Below are 18212 nucleotides of genomic sequence, written 5' to 3' on the forward strand. Positions count from 1 at the left end.
GCCGGAATTCGCCTCAAAAAGCGTCCAGGCTGCCCATCTGACCCACGGAGACACCCAGCATGAAACCCGACCTGAACAACAGCTTTCTCGCCCCGCGCGACTGGACCAGCCATTCGCCGCATATCTACCCCGGCTACAAATCCACACTGCTGCGCGGCCCCAAGCAGCCCCTGGTGCCTATCAAGCAGGCGCTGGCCCAGCTCAACGCGCCGGTCTACGGCATAGAACAGTTCGGCCCGCTGGACAACGACCTCACCAAAAACGCCGTCATGAACGGCGACCCGCTGGGCGAGCGCATCATCGTCACCGGCAGGGTGACGGACGAAGACGGCCGGCCGGTGCGCAACACCCTGGTCGAAGTCTGGCAGGCCAACGCCGCCGGCCGTTATGTGCACAAGGTCGACCAGCACGACGCGCCGCTGGACCCCAACTTCCTGGGTGCCGGCCGCTGCATGACCGACGACCAGGGCCGCTACAGCTTCAAGACCATCAAGCCAGGCGCCTATCCCTGGGGCAACCACCCCAACGCCTGGCGGCCGCAGCATATCCACTTCTCGCTGTTCGGCGACTACTTCGCCAGCCGCCTGGTCACGCAGATGTATTTCCCCGGCGACCCGCTGCTGAGCTACGACCCCATGTACATGGGCGCGCCCGACAGCGTGCGCGAGCTGATGGTCTCCAAATTCAGCCTGGACGTGACCCAGCCCGACTACGCGCTCGGTTATGTGTTCGACATCGTGCTGCGCGGCCCCAAGGCCACGCGTTTTGAATAAGCGGCGGAAAGACACCCCATGAGCCAGCTCAAACAAACCCCTTCCCAGACCGTCGGCCCCTTCTTCGCCTACGGCCTCACGCCCACGCAGTACGGCTACGACCTCAAAAGCCTGTTCACGCCCGTGCTGGCCCAGCCGAATGCCCAAGGCGAACACATACGCATCACCGGCCAGGTCTTTGACGGCGCCGGCAACGCCATCATGGACGCCATGGTCGAGATCGCCCAGCCCGACGGCAGCGGCCAGCCCATCACCTCGGTGGAGGATGCCGAAGCGCGCGGCTTCACCGGCTTCGGCCGCTGCGGCACCGGCACCCTGCCGCAAAGCCACTACGAGTTCTTCACCGTCAAGCCCGGCGTGGCCGCGGCGGGGCAGGCGCCCTTCATCAACGTCTGCGTGACCATGCGCGGCTTGCTGGTGCACACCTTTACGCGCATCTACTTTGAGGATGAAGCCGCGGCGAATGCCAAGGACGCGGTGCTGGCCAGCGTGCCGGCCGCGCGGCGCGCCACCCTGGTCGCCAAGCGCGAAATGACGGGCGCCGGGCCGCAGTACCGCTTTGACATCCATATGCAGGGTGACAAGGAAACGGTGTTTTTCGACCTGTGAGCGCGTGGGGGCTTGTGACGCCCGCGTGTGACGGGCCGGGTGTTAAAGGTCTATAAAAGCAGTTTCCCCAACGGGAGGCCTGCATGACCATTGAACTCGACCATTCCATCGTTTCGGCCCGCGACAAGGTGGCCGCGGCCCGGCAGCTTGCGGAGTTGCTGGGCGTGCCCTGGGCGCCCACGGCGCTGGGGCCTTTCTCCGCCGTCTATGTCAATGAAGGCCTGACGCTGGATTTCATTGACACGGACGAGGACTTCCCCGTCCAGCACTTCTGTTTTCGGGTGAGCCCGCAGGAGTTCGACGCCATCCTGGCGCGCATCCAGGCGGCCGGCATTCCTTACCGCAGCACGGTGCGCGGCCCCATGGACCATCAGGTCGACACGCAGTTTGGTGGCAAGGGTGTTTACTGGAACGAGCCTGAGGGGCACCAGTGGGAGATGCTGACGGTCAGCTACGCACGGCAATGAGGGGGCTTAATCCTCGCCGTAATCGTGGTCCGGGTGATTGACGGTGCCAAGCTTCCAGTAGCCCCGACCCACAATGCGGCTGCGCTCCACACCGAGCTCTTCTATCAGCAACTGGCGTAGGCGCCGCATAGCCGCAGCTTCGCAGGCCAGGTAAATGCGGACGTCGGCCGCGGGCGCGCCGGCCTGGCGCAAGGCGGCTTCCAGCGCGGTGCCGGCCTTGCTGTTGTCGGCGCCGCGCGCCACCCAGCGGGTCTGCACTTTTGCAGCGCTGTGCAGCGGGCGTTCTTCGCCAGCGTCCACCACTTCGACCAGCACCTGCGCCTGTGCGCTTGCGGGCAAGGCGGCCAGGATGGTTTCAAACGCGGGCAGGGCGCTGTCGTCACCGATCAACAGGTGAACCGGCGCGTCCAGCGCGAGTTTGTAGCCCGGGCCCGGCCCCATCAGGAACAACACCTGTCCCACCTGTGCCTGCGCGGCCCAGGTGGATGCGGGGCCGTCGCCGTGCAGCACAAAGTCGACGTCGACTTCGTGCGCGTCCGCGCGCACGGCCAGCGGCGTGTAAGTGCGCATGGACTTGGGCCTGGGGCCATCGGGCAGCGGGCGCTCGGGCTCGGCCTGGCCGGGCTCGGGAAAAATCAGCTTCATGTAGCAGGCCGGGTCGTTGACCTCAAAGCCTTCAAGCTCCGCGCCCTGCAAAGTGATGCGGCGCATCAGCGGGCTCAAGGTCTGCACGCGGGTGACCTGCACGCGGCGCGGCGGACGGCGTTTGCGGGGTGCGGCCTCGGGAGTGGATGGGGAAGCGGAAGCGGGTAAGGTGGACATGAGGTCTTTCAAAAGGGCTGCGCTTCATGCGCAGCCTTGGGGGAAGTGTTCTAGTTGAGAATAATTATCATCTGACGGCAATATCCGGTGCTGGGTAGGGGCTAAGCAAGCAGACGTCCTACCCAAACGGGCGGGATGGGTGCAGTAAAGTAAGCCCAGGCGGCCCAGGTGCTTGCTCCTGCGGCCGCCATTTCCCCACTTCCCCCTCAGCGCTTACCTATACCTATATCTATGACAACTTTCGGAACCCCCTTGTCCCCCCACGCCACCAAAGTCATGCTGCTCGGCTCCGGCGAGCTGGGCAAGGAGGTGCTGATCGCGCTGCAGCGCCTGGGCGTGGAGACGATTGCCACCGACCGTTATGAAAACGCGCCGGGCCAGCAGGTGGCCCACCATGCGCGCACCATCACCATGAGCGACCCGGCCCAGCTCAAGGCCCTGATCGAAAAGGAAAAACCCGACCTGGTCGTGCCCGAGATCGAGGCCATTGCCACGGCCATGCTCGAAGAGCTCGAGGCCGCCGGCACGGTGCGCGTGATCCCCACGGCCCGCGCCGCGCGCCTGACCATGGACCGCGAAGGCATACGCCGCCTGGCCGCCGAAACTTTAGGCCTGCCGACCAGCCCCTATGTGTTCTGCGATTCGCTGGAAGAGCTGCAGGCCGCGATTGATTCGACCACCGGCTACCCCTGCGTCGTCAAGCCGGTGATGAGCTCCTCAGGCAAGGGCCAGAGCAAGATTTCCGGCCCCGCCGACGTGAAAAAAGCCTGGGACTACGCCATGGCCGGTGGCCGCGTGAGCCACGGCCGCGTGATCGTCGAGGGTTTTATCGACTTCGACTACGAGATCACCCAGCTCACCGTGCGCGCCCTGGGCGCCGACGGCAAGGTGGAAACCCACTTTTGTGAGCCCATAGGCCATGTGCAGGTCAGCGGCGACTATGTGGAAAGCTGGCAGCCGCACCCCATGCGGCCGGCCGCGCTGCAAAAATGCCGCGACATCTGCAAGGCCGTGACCGACAACCTGGGCGGCCAGGGCCTGTTCGGCGTCGAGCTGTTCGTCAAGGGCGAGGACGTCTGGTTCAGCGAAGTGAGCCCGCGCCCGCACGACACCGGCATGGTGACGATGTGCACGCAGTGGCAGAACGAGTTCGAACTGCATGCGCGCGCCATCCTGGGCCTGCCGGTCAACACCGCGCTCAAGAGCCCGGGCGCCAGCGCCGTGATTTACGGCGGCGTCGATGCCCAGGGCATCGTCTTCGACGGCGTGGCCGAGGCGCTGCGCGTGCCCAATTCCGATATCCGCCTCTTCGGCAAGCCCGAGAGTTTTGTGAAACGCCGCATGGGCGTGGCGCTGGCCTTCGATGCCGACGTCGAAACCGCGCGCATCAACGCCAAGACGGCGGCCGCGCTGGTGCGCCCGCGCAAGGCCGGATGAGAAGCTCTTCGCGATGAATTTCGCCGATCTTCACCTGCTGGAGGATTCCGCCTGGCGGGTGTTGATCTCGGCCGTCGTGGCCGTGGTGCTGGCCCTGGTGGTGCACCGCGTGGGCGCCGCGGTGATCTGGCGCCTCACCCGTAACCTGCCCATCTCCAGCGCGGTGGCGCGCCGCAGCTGGCGGCCCACACGCTTCGCCCTGCCCCTGGTCGCGCTGCAGGCCGTCTGGCAGGCCGCGCCCGATGCGCTGCCGCTGATCTCCCAGGTGCGCCACGGTAATGCCCTGCTGCTGCTGGCCACCCTGACCTGGCTGGCATTGCGCGCCATCGACGGCGTGGCCCAGGGCGTGATCGGCCAGCATTCGGTCGAGGTCGAAGACAACCTCAATGCGCGCCGCATCCATACCCAGACGCGGCTGCTCGCGCGCACCGCCGGCTTCATGGTGCTGGTGGCGGGACTGTCGCTGATGCTGATGACCTTCCCGGGCGCGCGCCAGCTGGGCGCCAGCCTGCTGGCCTCGGCCGGCGTGATCGGCATCGTCGCCGGTATCGCGGCCCGGCCGGTGTTCAGCAACCTGATCGCCGGCCTGCAGCTGGCGCTGGCCCAGCCGCTGCGCATCGACGACGTGCTTATCGTGCAGGGCGAGTGGGGCCGCGTCGAGGAAATCACCGGCACCTATGTGGTGCTCAAGATCTGGGACGAGCGGCGCATGGTCATCCCGCTGCAGTGGTTCATCGAAAACCCTTTCCAGAACTGGACGCGCAACAGCGCGCAGATCATAGGCACGGTCTTCCTGTGGGTGGACTACCGCATGCCGCTGGAGCCGCTGCGCCAGGCCGCGCGCCGCGCCTGCGAGGCGGCGCCCGAATGGGACAAGCGTTTGTGCCTGCTGCAGGTGGTGGAAGCCGGCGAGCGCAGCATGCAGCTGCGCGTGCTGGTGACCTCGGGCAACTCGGGCCTGAACTGGGATTTGCGCTGCAAGGTGCGCGAGGCCCTGGTGGATTTTTTGCAGCGCGAGTACCCGCAGTTCCTGCCTATGATGCGCGCCGAGGTCACCGGCGGCGTTGAAGGCCCCCAGGGCGCGGAGCCGACCGGGCAGCTGCCGCCGCAGGTTTAAGGCCCCGGGCTTCCACGATGCCGGATTCGCAGGCCATCCGTACGACCTGAGTGCGGGCCGCTGGGGTGCCAATGGTGCTAGTGGCGAAGGAGTATCCAGATCAGCGTGGCAAAAAATCCAGCCAGCACCATGACAACTGCCCATCCCGGCACCTCCGAGTCCCTTGACCTCGCGGGCGGTCGCCCCAGTTCCTCCAGAAGAATGTCGCGTTCGACTGCCGGGCGGAAGGGAAGAGATACCAGCGCGAACAGTCCCGCCAACGCGGCGACGGCGCCCCCCACCATGGCACCCCATGTGTAGAGATAAAAATCCAGTTCGTGAAGGCCGTGCTCCTTTGCCGCATAGGAAGCTTGCCCTTTCATCTGAATCCTGACTTCGCCGCTGGTCCAGCCTATCCAGCCAGCGCCCAGGAAGAAAAGCCCGACCAATACCAGCGCGGTGCAGCCAATCACCAGCCAGACGAACCCTCGGCGACGCAGCTTTTTACGCTCGCCAGGCTGCCGTGGATACCGGTCCTGCTCCGCAGAGATATCCTGCTGCTCTTTTGCCTGTTGCCCCAGAAAGCCCATCCGGCGTTCCTCCGTCCGTCAGGCCGCGGCGTCCAGGCAGCCGGCAAACACCGCGCTGCTGACCAGCTCAAACTCCTTGGCCTCGGGCAGCTGGTAGTGCCACCACTCCATGGGGTGGTGCACAAAGCCGGCCTCCAGCATGATGGTCAGCAGCTTCATGCGGTTGAGCTGCACGGCGGCCGGCAGGTCGGGGTAAAAGTGGTGCGAGGCCGCCGTCATGGTGTCCACCGGCGTGCCCATGTCCAGCTCATGGCCCTGCTCGTCCAGCAGGGTCAGGTCCACCGCCACGCCGCGCGTGTGGTTGGAGCCCTTGGCCGGGTCGGCCACATAACCGGGCACGGGCAGCACCGCCCAGAGCGCTTCCTGCGCCTCATGCGGGCGGAAGGCGTCAAAAATCTTGAGCTTGAAACCAAAGGCGCGCGCGCCCGCCACCGCGCGCCGCAGGCAGGCCTCGGCCTCGGGGTGCAGAAAGCAGAGTGTGTGGCCGTAGATCACCTGGCCGGTGAAGTTGTCGGGCCGTGCATACATCATGTCGATCACGACATCGTGCGTGGCTTCCCGGATCTGGACGAGGGGACTGGAAGGCGGCATGGTGCGGCGCAATCGTGACAGGGAAGGACTTGTGGTGGGCTTGCTACAAAAGTGCTACAAGATTATTGGCCCTGGGACAGTTTAGCCGGGGTGCCAACTTATACTGCCCCGAAATCCATAACAACCGACCCCCGCAGGGGGGCACTATCGAGGAGCCGTCCCCCATGAGTCCATCCTTGTCGGCGCTGCTGCGCCCGTGCCTGCTGCTGGCTTTTTGCGGCGTGTTGCAGGGCTGCGCGCCCATGTTCAACAAGGCGCTGACCACCGAAAACCGCAACCGTGTGCGCGATGTCGACGTGCAGGTGCTGATGCCGCAGGAAACCGTGATCTTCAGCGCCGATTCGCCCAACGTCTCCGCGGCCCTGGGCGGCGGCCTGATAGGCGCGCTCATTGACGCGTCGGTGCAGAAGTCCCGCCAGGAGGCGATGAGCGGCGAAATGGGCGTTTTCCTGGACCGCCTGGCCGACATCGACTTTCGCGGCGAGAGCAAGGCGGCGCTGGCCGACGGCACGTCCGGCTTCGCACTCAAGGTGAGCAACGCCGAAGTGCTGGCCCGCATCCCGACCAAGAGCGCCCTCGACGCGCGCATCGCCAGGACAAAAGGCGGCAGCGCTTTCATGCGCCTGTTGGTCTATTACACGCTGGACCCGAAATCCCTCACCCTGACCACCCGCAGCCATGCGCAGATGTGGCAGGACGGCGCGGCGGAGCGCAGCTACGCCGGCAGCTTTATTTACCAGGAGGCGGCACCGGCCGCGCTGGCAGGCGCCGCGCCCGGCGCGGAAGCCGCCGCGGTGCGCGAGATGATGCGGCGCGCCGTGCTGCAGACCCTGCGCATGGCCAGCCTGGATATCAACCAGCCGGCGCCCGCCACGCCAGCCACGTCCGCTACGTCTGCCGCGCCCCGCAAGGCCGATGCCAAGCCCCAGTACACGTTTGCCATGGGCGGCACGCGTGTGCCCCTGGCCGGCGACCTCGTCGCCAGGGAGGGCGACCGCGTGGTCCTGCGCGACAAGGGCGGCATCCTGTTCTCGGTGCAGAAGTAAAAGGATTTCCCATGAACGCACATCACCTTCTCCGCGCCGTCCCCGCCCTGGTGGCCCTTGCCTGCGGCCTGCCGCCGGCGGCCCATGCGCTGACCGACACCGAAGCCCTCAGCATGGTGTTTGAAGAGCCGGCCCCCAACAGCTTCGGCAGGCCGACCCAGGCAGCCCCCGCGCCGGTTCAATATCCGCGCGGCTGCCGCATCCATGTTCGCAAGGTGGAGGATTTGCGCCTGAACACCGAAACCGTGGGGAGCTCGATTTTCATGATGCCCGGCGCGACCGGAGTGCCGCTGGGCGGTGCGTCGCTGCTCAGCGGCGACGGCCTGAAGTGGACCACCAGCGCGCTTCCCTCGCTCAAGGCCTCCGGCGTGCAGACCGAGGCGAGCGAGGCGGCGGCCGGGAACCGTTCGGCGGAAGTCGCCCTGCGCCTGGCGCAGGCCTGGACTTCAGGCCTGAACATGCATTCCTACGTGATGCTGCAGGCCACCGTGCCCACGCCCGCGGGCGAGGTCAAAAAGCGCTACCACGGCTTCGGCACCAAGATGAACTTCGCCAACGGCAACGCCGAGTACATGGCGACCCTGAACCTCGGCATGGCCGAGGCGCTGAAGGCCTATGCCGCCGACCTGCGCAGCGCCTGCGAGGGCAAGTCCGTCGCCGCCTCGCCCTGAGCCGGCTTACTGGAAAGCCACTTCCGAAAAACTGCGCAGCTTGCGGCTGTGCAGCTGCGTGATGCCCTCGGCGCGCAGCAGCTCGATGGCGCGTATGCCTATGCGCAGGTGCTGGTCCACGCGCTCGCGGTAGAAGTGGTTGGCCATGCCCGGCAGCTTGATCTCGCCGTGCAGCGGCTTGTCGCTCACGCACAGCAGGGTGCCGTAGGGCACGCGAAAGCGAAAACCGTTGGCTGCGATGGTCGCGCTTTCCATGTCCAACGCCACCGCGCGGCTCTGGCTGAAGCGGCGCTGCGGCTGGTTGCCGGGCAGCAGTTCCCAGTTGCGGTTGTCGGTGGAGGCCACGGTGCCGGTGCGCATGATGCGCTTGAGGTCGGGCCCGACCGCATGGGTCACGTCGGCCACGGCTTTTTCCAGCGCGACCTGGATTTCGGCCAGCGCCGGGATAGGCACCCACAAAGGCAGCTCCTCGTCCAGCACGTGGTCTTCGCGCACATAACCGTGGGCCAGCACGTAGTCGCCCAGCTGCTGGCTGTTGCGCAGGCCCGCGCAGTGGCCCAGCATGACCCAGGCGTGCGGGCGCAGCACCGCGATGTGGTCGGTGATGTTCTTGGCATTGGCAGGGCCCACACCGATGTTGACCATGGTGATGCCGCTGTGGTCGGCGCGCAGCAGGTGGTAGCCCGGCATCTGCGGCAGGCGCGGCGGCGGCACGCCGAGATCGTCGCCCTCGGCGGCGGGCAGGCCGGTGCGCCGGGTCACCACGTTGCCGGGCTCGATGAAGGCGATGTACTCGCTGTCCGGGTCGGCCATGGCTTCATGGCCCAGGCGCACGAACTCGTCGATATAGAACTGGTAGTTGGTGAACAGCACGAAGTTCTGGAACCAGTGCGGCGAGGTGCCGGTGTAGTGGCGCAGGCGCTGCAGCGAATAATCGACGCGCGCCGCGGTGAACAGCGCCAGCGGTTGCGGTTCGCCGGGCAGGGGCTCGTAAGTGCCGTTGGCGATGCCGTCGTCCATGGCGCTCAGGTCGGGTAAGTCGAAGACATCGCGCATCAGCATGCGGCGCGCCGCCGTCATACTGCCTTCGATGTGGTCGTTCTCCGCGAAGGAGAAGTGGATGGGTATCGGTTGCGCGCTGGTGCCGACTTCCAGCTCCACGTCGTGGTTCTGCATCAAGAGGCGGAACTGCTCAAGGTAGTAGTTGCCGAAGAGGTCGGGCCGCGTCAGCGTGGTTTCAAAGCGGCCGGGGCCGGCGACAAAACCGAAGCTCAACTGCGCGATGTCGGGCGTCTCCAGGATGGCGCGCGCCACCGTGTCGGTGTGTATGCGCACAAAGGGGTAGCAGGCGCGCACATGGCCGGGAAGGGTTTCGCCGGCCACGTAACGCTGCATCGCGTCGCGCAAATGGGCGATCTGCTGGTCGTAAATCGCGCGGACCTGGGCCAGCGCGGCGGCCGGGTCGCTGTAACGGGTGGGGGCGATAAAGGGAGGGAGATAGGGCATGAAGGGCGGGCCTGTCTTTCTGCTGTGTACTGTGTATGTTGCCATTGTGCGGCAACTCCCCGGAAGCCGTGCTTCATCTTCAGACCCTAGAATGCGTCGATGAATCCATCCAGGCCCTTTGGGCAACTCTTTGGGCCGTTGCGCGCGATGCGGGGCGCCCTCGTTCTTCTGGGGGCCTTGTGCCTTCAGGCCGCCCATGCCCAGGCCCCCGCGCCGGCCGCGGCGCCGGCCCAGATTTCCCGCGACGCCCAGCGCGCCTATGAAACCACGCGCGACAAGCTGGTGCAGATTCGCACCCTGCTGCGCAACTCCAACACCCAGGCCAGCGTGGGCTCGGGCTTTTTTGTCTCGGCCAACGGCCTGATCATCACCAACTTCCACGTGGCCAGCCAGCTCGCGCTGGAGCCAGAGCGCTACCGCGGCGTCTATGTACCGGTGGACGGCAAGGAGGCCGAGGTCGAACTGCTGGCCTTTGACGTGCGCAACGACCTGGCCCTGCTGCGCGTGAAGGCGCCGGCCGCGGGCGCGACGCCGCAGCTGGCCTTTCGCGGCGCCGATCGCCCGCTGGCGCGCGGCGAACGCATCTATTCGCTGGGCAACCCGCTGGATATAGGCTTTGCCGTCACCGAAGGCACGTACAACGGCCTGGTGCAGCGCAGTTTTTACCCGCGCATCTTTTTCGGCGGCGCGCTCAATCCCGGCATGAGCGGCGGCCCCGCGCTTGACGACGCGGGCCAGGTGGTCGGCGTCAACGTCTCCAAGCGGCTGGACGGCGATCTGCTGAGCTTTTTGATTCCCGCCGAATTCGCCCAGGCCCTGCTGGCCAGGGCGACCACGGCCCAGCCCATCACCAAACCCGCGCATGCCGAGGTCGCGCGCCAGCTCGGCGAGCACCAGGCCCTGTTGACCAAGCGCTTCACCGCCCAGCCGCTGACCGCGCAAAAGCACGGCGGCTACAGCGTGCCCGTGCCCGACGACGCGCTGGCCCGCTGCTGGGGCCGCGGGCGCGAACCCGACTTCAAGGCTTTTGACCTGGAGCGCACCGACTGCCAGATCGACAGCCACGTGTTCGCCGGCGACTTCAACACCGGCTACATACGCCTGCGCTACGAGGCCTACAACGCGCCCAAGCTCGGGCCCCTGCGCTTTTCCGCGATGTACTCGCAAAGCTTTGCCAATGAATTTTTCGCCACGCGCGGCTCGCGCAAGGCCACGCCGGCCGAATGCTCGGAACGCTTTATCGAGACCGGCGGCATGCCCATGCGCGCCGTGGTCTGCATGAGCGCCTACCGCAAGCTGGCCGGCCTTTACGACGTGTCGGTGCTGACCATGTCGGTCAACCAGTCCACGCGCGGCGTGCAGGGCCGCATGGATGCGCAGGGCGTGAGTTTCGAGAACGGCCTCAAGCTGGTCGCGCATTACCTCGCCGGCTTCAAGTGGGAGGCCGCCAAATGAGCGCCACCCCTATCCTGGGCCTGCTGCAGGCCACCGACCGAACCGGCGCCCTGGTCGCCCGCCTCGAGGTGCGGCACTGGCCTGTCACCGTGGGGCGCGCGCTCACGGCCGACCTGGTGCTGGACGACAGCCACGTGGCCGGCGAGCATTTGCGCATAGACCGCAGGCCCGAGGGCGGCGTCAGCGTGCAGGTGCTGGACAGCGTCAACGGCGTGACCCTGGGCCGCGCCCGGCATGGCCAGGGTGCGCAGTTCGACTGGCCGGCCGGCGAGGCGCTGGCCCTGGGCCGCCTCAAGCTGGGCCTGCGCCTGGCCGAGGCGCCGGTGGCGGCCGAGGAGTTGTTGCCGCATTTCCCCTGGCGCACCACCGGCTGGACCTTGCTGGCCCTGGCCGGCATGCTGGCCCTGGTGCTGGGCCAGTCCTGGCTCACGCTGACCGAGCCCTCGCAGCTCGCGCGGCAATTGCCCGGCGTGCTGGGCGGGGTGGTCCTGGCGGTCAGCGTCTGGGCCGGCCTGTGGGCGCTGGCCACCAAGCTGTTCACCGGCCACCTGCAGTTCTGGCGCCATGTGCGCATCGCCTGCTTCAGCTCGCTCGCGGTACAGGCGGTGTCCACCCTGGCCGGCCTGCTGGCCTTTATGTTCTCGCTCGAAAGCCTGGCGCGCTTTGAGGGCCTGATGCTGCTGCTGGGCGCCGCGGCCGGCATCTATGTGCATCTCACCGTCATCGCGCCGCAGCGCCGCCGCGGCCTGGCCGCGCTGGTGGCCGGCATCGCCGTGCTGGCCACGGTGGCCTTGCTGGGCAGCAACTGGCTGCAGAACAAGCGCCTGTCCAACAAGCTTTACCTGTCCACGCTGTACCCGCCCTCATTGCGCATGGCACCTGCCGTGCCGGTGGCGCAGTTTCTGGATGAGGCCGGGTCTATCCGCAAGCGGCTGGATGAGCGCCTCAAGGATCGTGAGCCGGATGCCGACACGCCAGAAGATCCGGATGCTGACTAGGATTTCACCGGCTCTCGCATGGTGACGAATTCCTCCGCCACCGTCGGATGTATTCCGATGGTGCTGTCAAAAACCGCCTTGGTTGCGCCGGCCTTCATGGCCACGGCAAAACCCTGGACGATCTCGCCGGCGTCCGGGCCCACCATGTGCAGGCCCACCACGCGGTCGGTGGCGTCCTCGACCAGCAGCTTCATCAGCGTGCGCTCGGTGCTGCCGCTCAGCGTGTGCTTGAGCGCCTTGAAGTCGGCGCGGAACACCGTGACCTTGCCGAATTTGGCGCGCGCGTCGGCTTCTGAATAACCGACGGTGCCGATGTTGGGGTGGGTGAAGACGGCGGTCGGCACGAACTCATAACTCATGTTGCGCGGCTTCTTGCCCGCGGCCGGCCCGAAAAGCTGGTCCACCACCACCATGGCCTCGCCCAGTGCCACCGGCGTGAGCTGCAGGCGCGCCGTCACGTCGCCCAGCGCGTAGATCGAGGGCACGGAGGTCTGGTAGTGCTCGTTGACCTGGATCGCGCCGGCCGCGTTGACCGCCACGCCCGCGGTTTCCAGGCCTATGCCGCTCGCATTCGGCACGCGGCCCGTGGCGTAAAGCACCGCGTCCACTTCCAGGCCCGCGCCGCCGCCCTTGAACTCGACCTGCAGGCCGCTATCGGTCTTGCTGATGCCGCTCACTTCGGTGCCCAGCCGCAGCGTGATGCCGGTCTTGCCCATCTCGGCGGCGATAAAGCGGCGCACATCCTCGTCAAAACCCGTGAGCAGCATGTCGCGGCGGTGCACCTGCGTCACTTCCGAGCCCAGGCCGTTGAAGATGGAAGCGAACTCGCAGGCGATGTAGCCGCCGCCCACCACCATCAGGCGTTTGGGAAAAGGGCTGAGGTCGAACATATGGTCCGAGGTCAGCACATGCTCGCGGCCCGGCAGCGCCGGCACGGTGGCGGTGCCGCCGGTGGAGACCAGGATGTGTCTGGCGGTGAATTTCTGGTCGTCGACTTCTATGGTGTGTTCATCGAGCAGCCGCGCCCAGCCCTTGATGATCTTCACGCCCGCGCTTTCGAGCAACTGCACATACACGCCATTGAGCCGCGAGATTTCGCGCGCGCGGTTGGCCTTGAGAATGTCCCAGTCGAACACCGGCTTCTCGCCGACCCAGCCGAAGCCGTGCGACTCCTCAAAGCTGTCGCCGTAGTGCGCGGCGTAGCTGTAGAGTTTTTTCGGGATGCAGCCCACGTTCACGCAGGTGCCGCCCATGGCCGCGACCTCGGCCAGGCCCACGCGTGCGCCGCGCTGGGCCGACATGCGCGCGGCGCGCACGCCGCCGCTGCCGCCGCCGATCACAAAGAGGTCAAAGTCAAATGTCTGCATGCGCTGTGTTCCTTCTTATCGTCTTCTCTTATCTGGTGCCTGAATGCCGGCCCTCAAGGCTGGAACTCCTTGAGTTCCTGTTTCATCCACTCAATAAACACCCGGGTGCGCATGGGCAGCAGCCGGGCGTGCGGGTAAACAATGTTGATGGGCCGGGGCGGCGGCTCGAACTCCTCCAGCACGGTGCGCAGCTGCTTTGTTTGCAGGAACGGCGCCACCTGGTAAGAGAGGAACGAGCCGAAACCCGCACCCGCCGCGCAGGCCGCCACGGCCGGCGCGATCTGGTTGAACTCCAGATTACCACTGACCGCCAGGCGCAGCGGCTTGCCCTGGTCCATGAACGGGCCCCATGTGGGGGAATGGTCGGTCACGCGCACGCAGTTGGCCTTGAGCAGGTCTTTCGGGTGTTTGGGCACGCCGTGGCGGCGCAGCCAGGCCGGGCTGGCCACCACCAGGCGGCGTATCTGGCCCACTTGCTGCGCCACCAGGCTGGAGTCCTCGGGTTCGCCTATGCGTATGCCCACGTCTATGCCTTCTTCCAGCAGGTTGACCACGCGGTCCAGCAGCACCATGGAGCAGCGCATCTTCTCGTGCTGCTGCACAAAACGCGTGACGGCGGGCGCCACATGCATTTGCCCGAACAGCATGGGCGCGGTGATGGTCAGCTGGCCCGCGGGTTCGGCCGCGTCGGCCGAAAGCGCCGACTCGGCATCGGCCAGCGCGGCCAGCAGCTGGCGGCAGCTCTCCAGGTGGCGCCGGCCTTCCTCGGTCAGCGAGATGCGCCGTGTCGTGCGGTTGAAAAGCCGCACGCCCAGCTGCGCCTCAAAACCCGCCAGCGTGCGCACCATGGCCGGCAAGGAGGACTCCATGACCTGGGCCGCGGCCGTGAGGCTGCCTTGCTCGGCAATGTGGATAAAGGCCTGCATGGCTTTGAGTTTGTCCATGGGCTGAATGCTACGCCTGTGGCGGCAATTAATCCAGTTAGTGGATTAGTTAAATGCAGGTCGAACCATTTATTCAGGATATCGGTTCAAACAGAATCCATCACAGAGATTCTTCATTGCAACCCACCGAAAGTCCGCCATGAGCACACCCGCCGCCAAAGCCCCGCCTGCCCAGCCCATACGCTTTTACCGTTTCGCCATTTCAGGCCATTCACACCGGGTGGAGCTGTTCCTCTCGCTGCTGGGCCTGCCTTTTGAGCGCATCGAAATCGACCTGGCCGCCAAGGCGCACAAGACGCCGGCCTTCCTGGCCATGAATGCCTTCGGCCAGGTGCCGGTGATCCAGGACGGCGACGTCACGCTGGCCGACTCCAACGCCATCCTGGTCTACCTCAATGCGCGCTACGCGCCGGATGCCGAGCAGTGGCTGCCGCGCGACCCGCTGGCCGCCGCGGCGGTGCAGCGCTGGTTCTCGGTGGCGGCCGGCCAGCTGGCTTTCGGCCCGGCGGCCGCGCGCGTCGTGCAATTGTTCAAGCGCCCGGAAAACCCCGAAGCCATTGAGCGCGCGCACGCGCTGTTCGCGGTGATGGAGCAGCAGCTGGGCCAGACCGCGTTCCTCGCGGGCAGCACGCCCACGCTGGCCGACATCGCCAACTACAGCTACGCGGCCCATGCGCCCGAGGGCAATGTCTCGCTTGAGGCCTATCCGCGCCTGCGCGCCTGGCTGGCCCGCATAGAAGCCTTGCCGCGTTTTGTGCCCATGGTGCGCACGCCCATAGGACTGGCCGCATGAACGCCCCGGCTTTTCATGAAGGCGAGCGCGCGGCGCAAGCGCGCGTCGGTGCGGCCGTGCGCGAGCGCATGGAAGAAATCGGTCCGCGCGTGATACGCGACTTCATGCCCGACCAGCACCGCGAGTTTTTTGAGCAACTGCCTTTTGTCATTGCCGGCACGGTGGACGCTGGCGGCCAGCCCTGGGCCTCGGTGCTGGCCCAGCCTCCGGGTTTTATCCATTCGCCTGATGCCCGCCACCTGACTGTGCGGGCCCGGCCGCTGGCCGGCGACCCTCTGCAAGCCACGCTGGCCGACGGCGCCGCGATAGGCCTGCTGGGGATAGAGCCGCACACACGCAGGCGCAACCGCATGAACGGCATAGTCCGCGGCCTCCATGCCGAGGGCTTTGCGGTGGAGCTGAGCCAGAGTTTCGGGAATTGCCCCAAATACATCCAGGCGCGCGAGCCGGTCTATGCGGACCGGCCCGCCTCAACGGCCGGGCCGGTGGTGCACGACTCGGCGCAACTCCATGATGCAGCGCGCCGCATGATGGAGCAGGCCGACACCCTGTTTATCGCCACGGCCTACGCGGGCGACGAAACGCGGGCCGGCCGCGCCGGCGGCGTGGACGTCTCGCACCGCGGCGGCAAGCCCGGCTTTGTGCGCGTGGAAGCCGACGGCACGCTGACCGTGCCGGACTTTGTCGGCAACTACTTTTTCAACACCCTGGGCAACCTGGTGGTGAACCCGCGCGCCGGCCTGCTGTTCATCGATTTCGACACCGGCGATTTGCTCTACCTGGCCGTCACGGCCGACATCGTCTGGGACGGCCCTGAGGTGGATGCTTTTGCCGGCGCGCAGCGCCTGATGCGTTTCAAGGTGCAGTCCATGCGCCTGGTGGAGTCTTCCTTGCCGCTGCGCTGGGGCGAGGCGGAACTGTCGCCGGTGCTGGAAGCCACAGGTACCTGGACCAGGCAACCTTAGCCTATCGCTTCGAGCGCCAGTTCGCGCTCCAGCCAGGCTCGGAATTTCTGCACCGCCGGCCTGTCCGCGCTGTGGGCCGAGGTGATGATGCGGTAGCCCAGGCCGTCCACCGTCTGGCCCGGCAGGACCACCGTGAGCTGGCCGCCGCGCAGCAGCGGCAGCACCAGCGGTGTGCGGCCTATGGCAATGCCGCCGCCCTGCACGGCCGCGTTCAGCACATGCTCGTACTGCGAAAAATACAAACAGGGCTGCTGCGCAGATTGTTTTAAGCCCAGGCGCTCATACCAGTCCGGCCACGACATCCAGGGGAAACGTGTGGCCGGGTCGTAATACACCAGCAGCGGCATGTGCGCGATATCGGCCGCCGAATGGATGCGCGCCGCGACGGCCGGCGCCGCCACCAGCAGGGCCTGCTCCTGCAGAAGCGGCGGGCTCTCGTCACCAGGCTGCACCGGATAGAGCCGCACGGCCAGGTCCATGCCTTCACGCTCGAGGTTGACACGCGCTTCCGAGGCGTCGACCCGCACGTCGATGGCCGGCTCCCGCTGCTGGAATTTCGCCAGCTTGGGCGCCAGCCACAGCGCGGCGAAAGAGGGCGTGGTGGTGACCGCCACCGAGGCCCTGTCCACCGCCAGCAGGCGGTCCACGGCCGAGGCCAGTTGCGACAGCGCGGCGCGCGCCGCCTCATAGAGCTCCCGGCCCTGGGGCGTGAGGCTCAGCCCTTTGCCGCCGCGCAGGAACAGCGGCGCGCCCAGCGCGTCCTCCAGGCTTTTGACCTGCTTGCTGACCGCCGACTGCGTGATGCACAGCTCCTCGGCCGCGGCGGTGAAGCTCAGGTGCCGTGCCGCCGATTCAAAACCGCGTATCGCGTCCAGCGACATGGCGCGCAGCGCGTGGGAGGAAGAAGGGTTCAGCATGGCATGAGCGGTATGAGCAGGAGGAATACCCCGGATGACAAACCATCCGGCCGCTGGGGCCGGTTCCAAAGAAGAATCAAACCACACTTTCCAAGGAGTCCGCCATGCATGCCTCACAAATCCCGCAAACCCCGCTCAAGCTCGGGCCCGTCCCGGAACGCTTTCGCCTGCCGCGCGGCGAAGTCCTGACCTGCACCGGCGGCTGCCTCTGGATCACCAGCGATGCGCTGGCCGGCCGCCGCGACAGCGACATCGTGCTGGAAAGCGGCCAGTCCTTTGTCACGCCGCAAGCCGCCACCTATTTTGTGGGCGCGCCGCGCGGTTGCGGCGTGCTGGATTTTTCACCCGCCCCCCAAGGCACGGAGACCGCATGCTGATAGAAACCGAACGTCGCGGCCAGCATGTAGTGCTCACCTTGAACCGGCCCGAAAAACTCAACGCGCTGAGCTATGCCTTGATCGACGAACTCATGGACAGGCTTAACGCCCTGGAGCGCGACGACAGCGTGCGCTGCCTGGTGCTGACGGGGCAGGGCGACAAGGCTTTTAGTGCCGGCGCTGATATTGCGGGCTTTGCACCTGATATTGCTGCGTCACCCGAAACCGCGTACCGGAATTTCGTCATGCGCGGCCAGGCCATGACACGGCGTGTCGAAAACTACCCCAAGCCCATCATCGCGGCCGTCAACGGCATCGCCTTCGGCGGCGGCTGCGAAACCATGGAGGCCTGCAGCATCGCCATCGCGGCCGAGCACGCCAGCTTTGCCAAACCCGAGATACGCCTGGGCTTTCCGCCGCCCTTTGGCGGCACACAGCGCCTGCCGCGCCACATAGGCCGCAAGCGCGCCAATGAAATGATCCTCACCGGCGACGCCATCAGCGCCGAAGAAGCCCTGCTCATAGGCCTCATCAACCATGTGGTCCCGGCCCACGAGCTGCTGCCGGCCTGTTTGCGCATGGCCGACCGCATCGCCGAGAACTCCGCCGTCGCCGTGGCGGCCTCGCTGCGCGCCGTCACGCGCGGGCTCAATGTCCCCATCGACGAAGGCCTGGCGATGGAGGCCACGCAGTTCATGGTTGCAGCGGCCTCGCGGGATGCGCGCGAGGGAACGGCTGCGTTCGTGGAGAAGCGGCCGGCGGTGTTTTGCCACCGCTGAAGCCCTTTT

The 18212-nt window shown here is 66.5% G+C and carries 20 protein-coding genes; 13 read left to right on the plus strand and 7 right to left on the minus strand.

The window, feature by feature from the left end:
* The first annotated feature begins 59 nt into the window (after positions 1-59).
* The 3 genes from pcaH (at position 60) to AC1D09_RS01040 (ending at position 1849) form a co-directional block, all read left to right on the plus strand.
* A complete protein-coding gene (gene pcaH / locus AC1D09_RS01030) occupies positions 60-773 on the plus strand; it encodes a protocatechuate 3,4-dioxygenase subunit beta (protein ID WP_477661573.1) in 714 nt (237 codons plus the stop codon).
* Between the two features lie 18 nt (positions 774-791).
* Positions 792-1382, plus strand: coding sequence for a protocatechuate 3,4-dioxygenase subunit alpha (pcaG, locus tag AC1D09_RS01035; protein WP_477661574.1), 591 nt, complete (start codon positions 792-794; stop codon positions 1380-1382).
* A gap of 83 nt (positions 1383-1465) precedes the next feature.
* A complete protein-coding gene (locus AC1D09_RS01040) occupies positions 1466-1849 on the plus strand; it encodes a VOC family protein (protein WP_477661575.1) in 384 nt (127 codons plus the stop codon).
* Between the two features lie 6 nt (positions 1850-1855).
* Here the strand turns inward: AC1D09_RS01040 and AC1D09_RS01045 are convergent, their stop codons facing one another.
* Positions 1856-2671 (minus strand): siderophore-interacting protein, encoded by an 816-nt coding sequence (locus tag AC1D09_RS01045; protein ID WP_477661576.1) that lies wholly within the window; start codon positions 2669-2671, stop codon positions 1856-1858.
* 231 nt (positions 2672-2902) lie between these two features.
* Between AC1D09_RS01045 and purT the strand changes: the two genes are divergently transcribed.
* Entirely contained in the window at positions 2903-4108 is a 1206-nt protein-coding gene (gene purT, locus AC1D09_RS01050) for a formate-dependent phosphoribosylglycinamide formyltransferase (protein ID WP_477661577.1), read from the plus strand.
* Positions 4109-4121: 13 nt separating this feature from the next.
* The gene (locus tag AC1D09_RS01055; protein WP_477661578.1) at positions 4122-5225 is read left to right on the plus strand and encodes a mechanosensitive ion channel family protein; all 1104 of its coding nucleotides are present in this window, start codon (positions 4122-4124) and stop codon (positions 5223-5225) included.
* A gap of 77 nt (positions 5226-5302) precedes the next feature.
* On the opposite strand, the gene AC1D09_RS01060 is transcribed toward AC1D09_RS01055, so the two are convergent.
* Together AC1D09_RS01060 and ddpX are read right to left on the minus strand one after the other, a co-directional pair.
* Positions 5303-5794: a hypothetical protein gene (locus AC1D09_RS01060; protein WP_477661579.1), complete on the minus strand. Its 492-nt coding sequence runs from the start codon at positions 5792-5794 to the stop codon at positions 5303-5305.
* An 18-nt stretch (positions 5795-5812) separates the two neighbouring features.
* On the minus strand, positions 5813-6385 hold the full coding sequence (ddpX, locus tag AC1D09_RS01065; RefSeq protein WP_477661580.1) for a D-alanyl-D-alanine dipeptidase: 573 nt from the start codon (positions 6383-6385) through the stop codon (positions 5813-5815).
* Positions 6386-6549: 164 nt separating this feature from the next.
* On the opposite strand from ddpX, the gene AC1D09_RS01070 reads away from it, so the two are divergent.
* Positions 6550-7431, plus strand: coding sequence for a hypothetical protein (locus AC1D09_RS01070; RefSeq protein WP_477661581.1), 882 nt, complete (start codon positions 6550-6552; stop codon positions 7429-7431).
* Positions 7432-7442: 11 nt separating this feature from the next.
* Positions 7443-8102, plus strand: coding sequence for a hypothetical protein (locus AC1D09_RS01075; protein ID WP_477661582.1), 660 nt, complete (start codon positions 7443-7445; stop codon positions 8100-8102).
* A gap of 6 nt (positions 8103-8108) precedes the next feature.
* Here AC1D09_RS01075 and AC1D09_RS01080 read toward each other — a convergent pair whose 3' ends face one another.
* A complete protein-coding gene (locus AC1D09_RS01080) occupies positions 8109-9608 on the minus strand; it encodes an AMP nucleosidase (RefSeq protein WP_477661583.1) in 1500 nt (499 codons plus the stop codon).
* 177 nt (positions 9609-9785) lie between these two features.
* Here AC1D09_RS01080 and AC1D09_RS01085 point away from each other — a divergent pair, with 177 nt between their 5' ends.
* Positions 9786-11063 carry a S1 family peptidase gene (locus AC1D09_RS01085; RefSeq protein ID WP_477661584.1) on the plus strand — a complete coding sequence of 426 codons (1278 nt, stop codon included), beginning with the start codon at positions 9786-9788 and terminating at the stop codon, positions 11061-11063.
* The gene (locus AC1D09_RS01090) at positions 11060-12061 is read left to right on the plus strand and encodes an FHA domain-containing protein (RefSeq protein ID WP_477661585.1); all 1002 of its coding nucleotides are present in this window, start codon (positions 11060-11062) and stop codon (positions 12059-12061) included. Before AC1D09_RS01085 ends, AC1D09_RS01090 begins: the two co-directional genes overlap by 4 nt.
* Here AC1D09_RS01090 and gorA read toward each other — a convergent pair.
* Together gorA and AC1D09_RS01100 are read right to left on the minus strand one after the other, a co-directional pair.
* On the minus strand, positions 12058-13428 hold the full coding sequence (gorA, locus tag AC1D09_RS01095; protein WP_477661586.1) for a glutathione-disulfide reductase: 1371 nt from the start codon (positions 13426-13428) through the stop codon (positions 12058-12060). The two genes, AC1D09_RS01090 and gorA, sit on opposite strands and share 4 nt — an antisense overlap.
* Before the next feature lie 53 nt (positions 13429-13481).
* Entirely contained in the window at positions 13482-14372 is an 891-nt protein-coding gene (locus AC1D09_RS01100) for a LysR family transcriptional regulator (RefSeq protein WP_477661587.1), read from the minus strand.
* A gap of 139 nt (positions 14373-14511) precedes the next feature.
* Here AC1D09_RS01100 and AC1D09_RS01105 point away from each other — a divergent pair, with 139 nt between their 5' ends.
* Positions 14512-15165, plus strand: a complete 654-nt coding sequence (locus AC1D09_RS01105; protein WP_477661588.1) for a glutathione S-transferase family protein — start codon at positions 14512-14514, stop codon at positions 15163-15165.
* Entirely contained in the window at positions 15162-16130 is a 969-nt protein-coding gene (locus tag AC1D09_RS01110; protein ID WP_477661589.1) for a pyridoxamine 5'-phosphate oxidase family protein, read from the plus strand. The genes AC1D09_RS01105 and AC1D09_RS01110 overlap by 4 nt, the downstream gene beginning before the upstream one ends.
* Here the strand turns inward: AC1D09_RS01110 and AC1D09_RS01115 are convergent.
* Positions 16127-17047, minus strand: a complete 921-nt coding sequence (locus AC1D09_RS01115) for a LysR substrate-binding domain-containing protein (RefSeq protein ID WP_477661590.1) — start codon at positions 17045-17047, stop codon at positions 16127-16129. The genes AC1D09_RS01110 and AC1D09_RS01115 overlap by 4 nt on opposite strands.
* Positions 17048-17151: 104 nt before the next feature.
* On the opposite strand from AC1D09_RS01115, the gene AC1D09_RS01120 reads away from it, so the two are divergent.
* Both AC1D09_RS01120 and AC1D09_RS01125 read left to right on the plus strand, forming a co-directional pair.
* Positions 17152-17424, plus strand: a complete 273-nt coding sequence (locus AC1D09_RS01120) for a DUF2917 domain-containing protein (protein ID WP_477661591.1) — start codon at positions 17152-17154, stop codon at positions 17422-17424.
* Positions 17418-18203, plus strand: coding sequence for a crotonase/enoyl-CoA hydratase family protein (locus AC1D09_RS01125; RefSeq protein ID WP_477661592.1), 786 nt, complete (start codon positions 17418-17420; stop codon positions 18201-18203). The genes AC1D09_RS01120 and AC1D09_RS01125 overlap by 7 nt, the downstream gene beginning before the upstream one ends.
* The last annotated feature ends 9 nt before the right edge of the window (positions 18204-18212 follow it).

Source organism: Polaromonas sp. P1_A2, assembly GCF_056406895.1.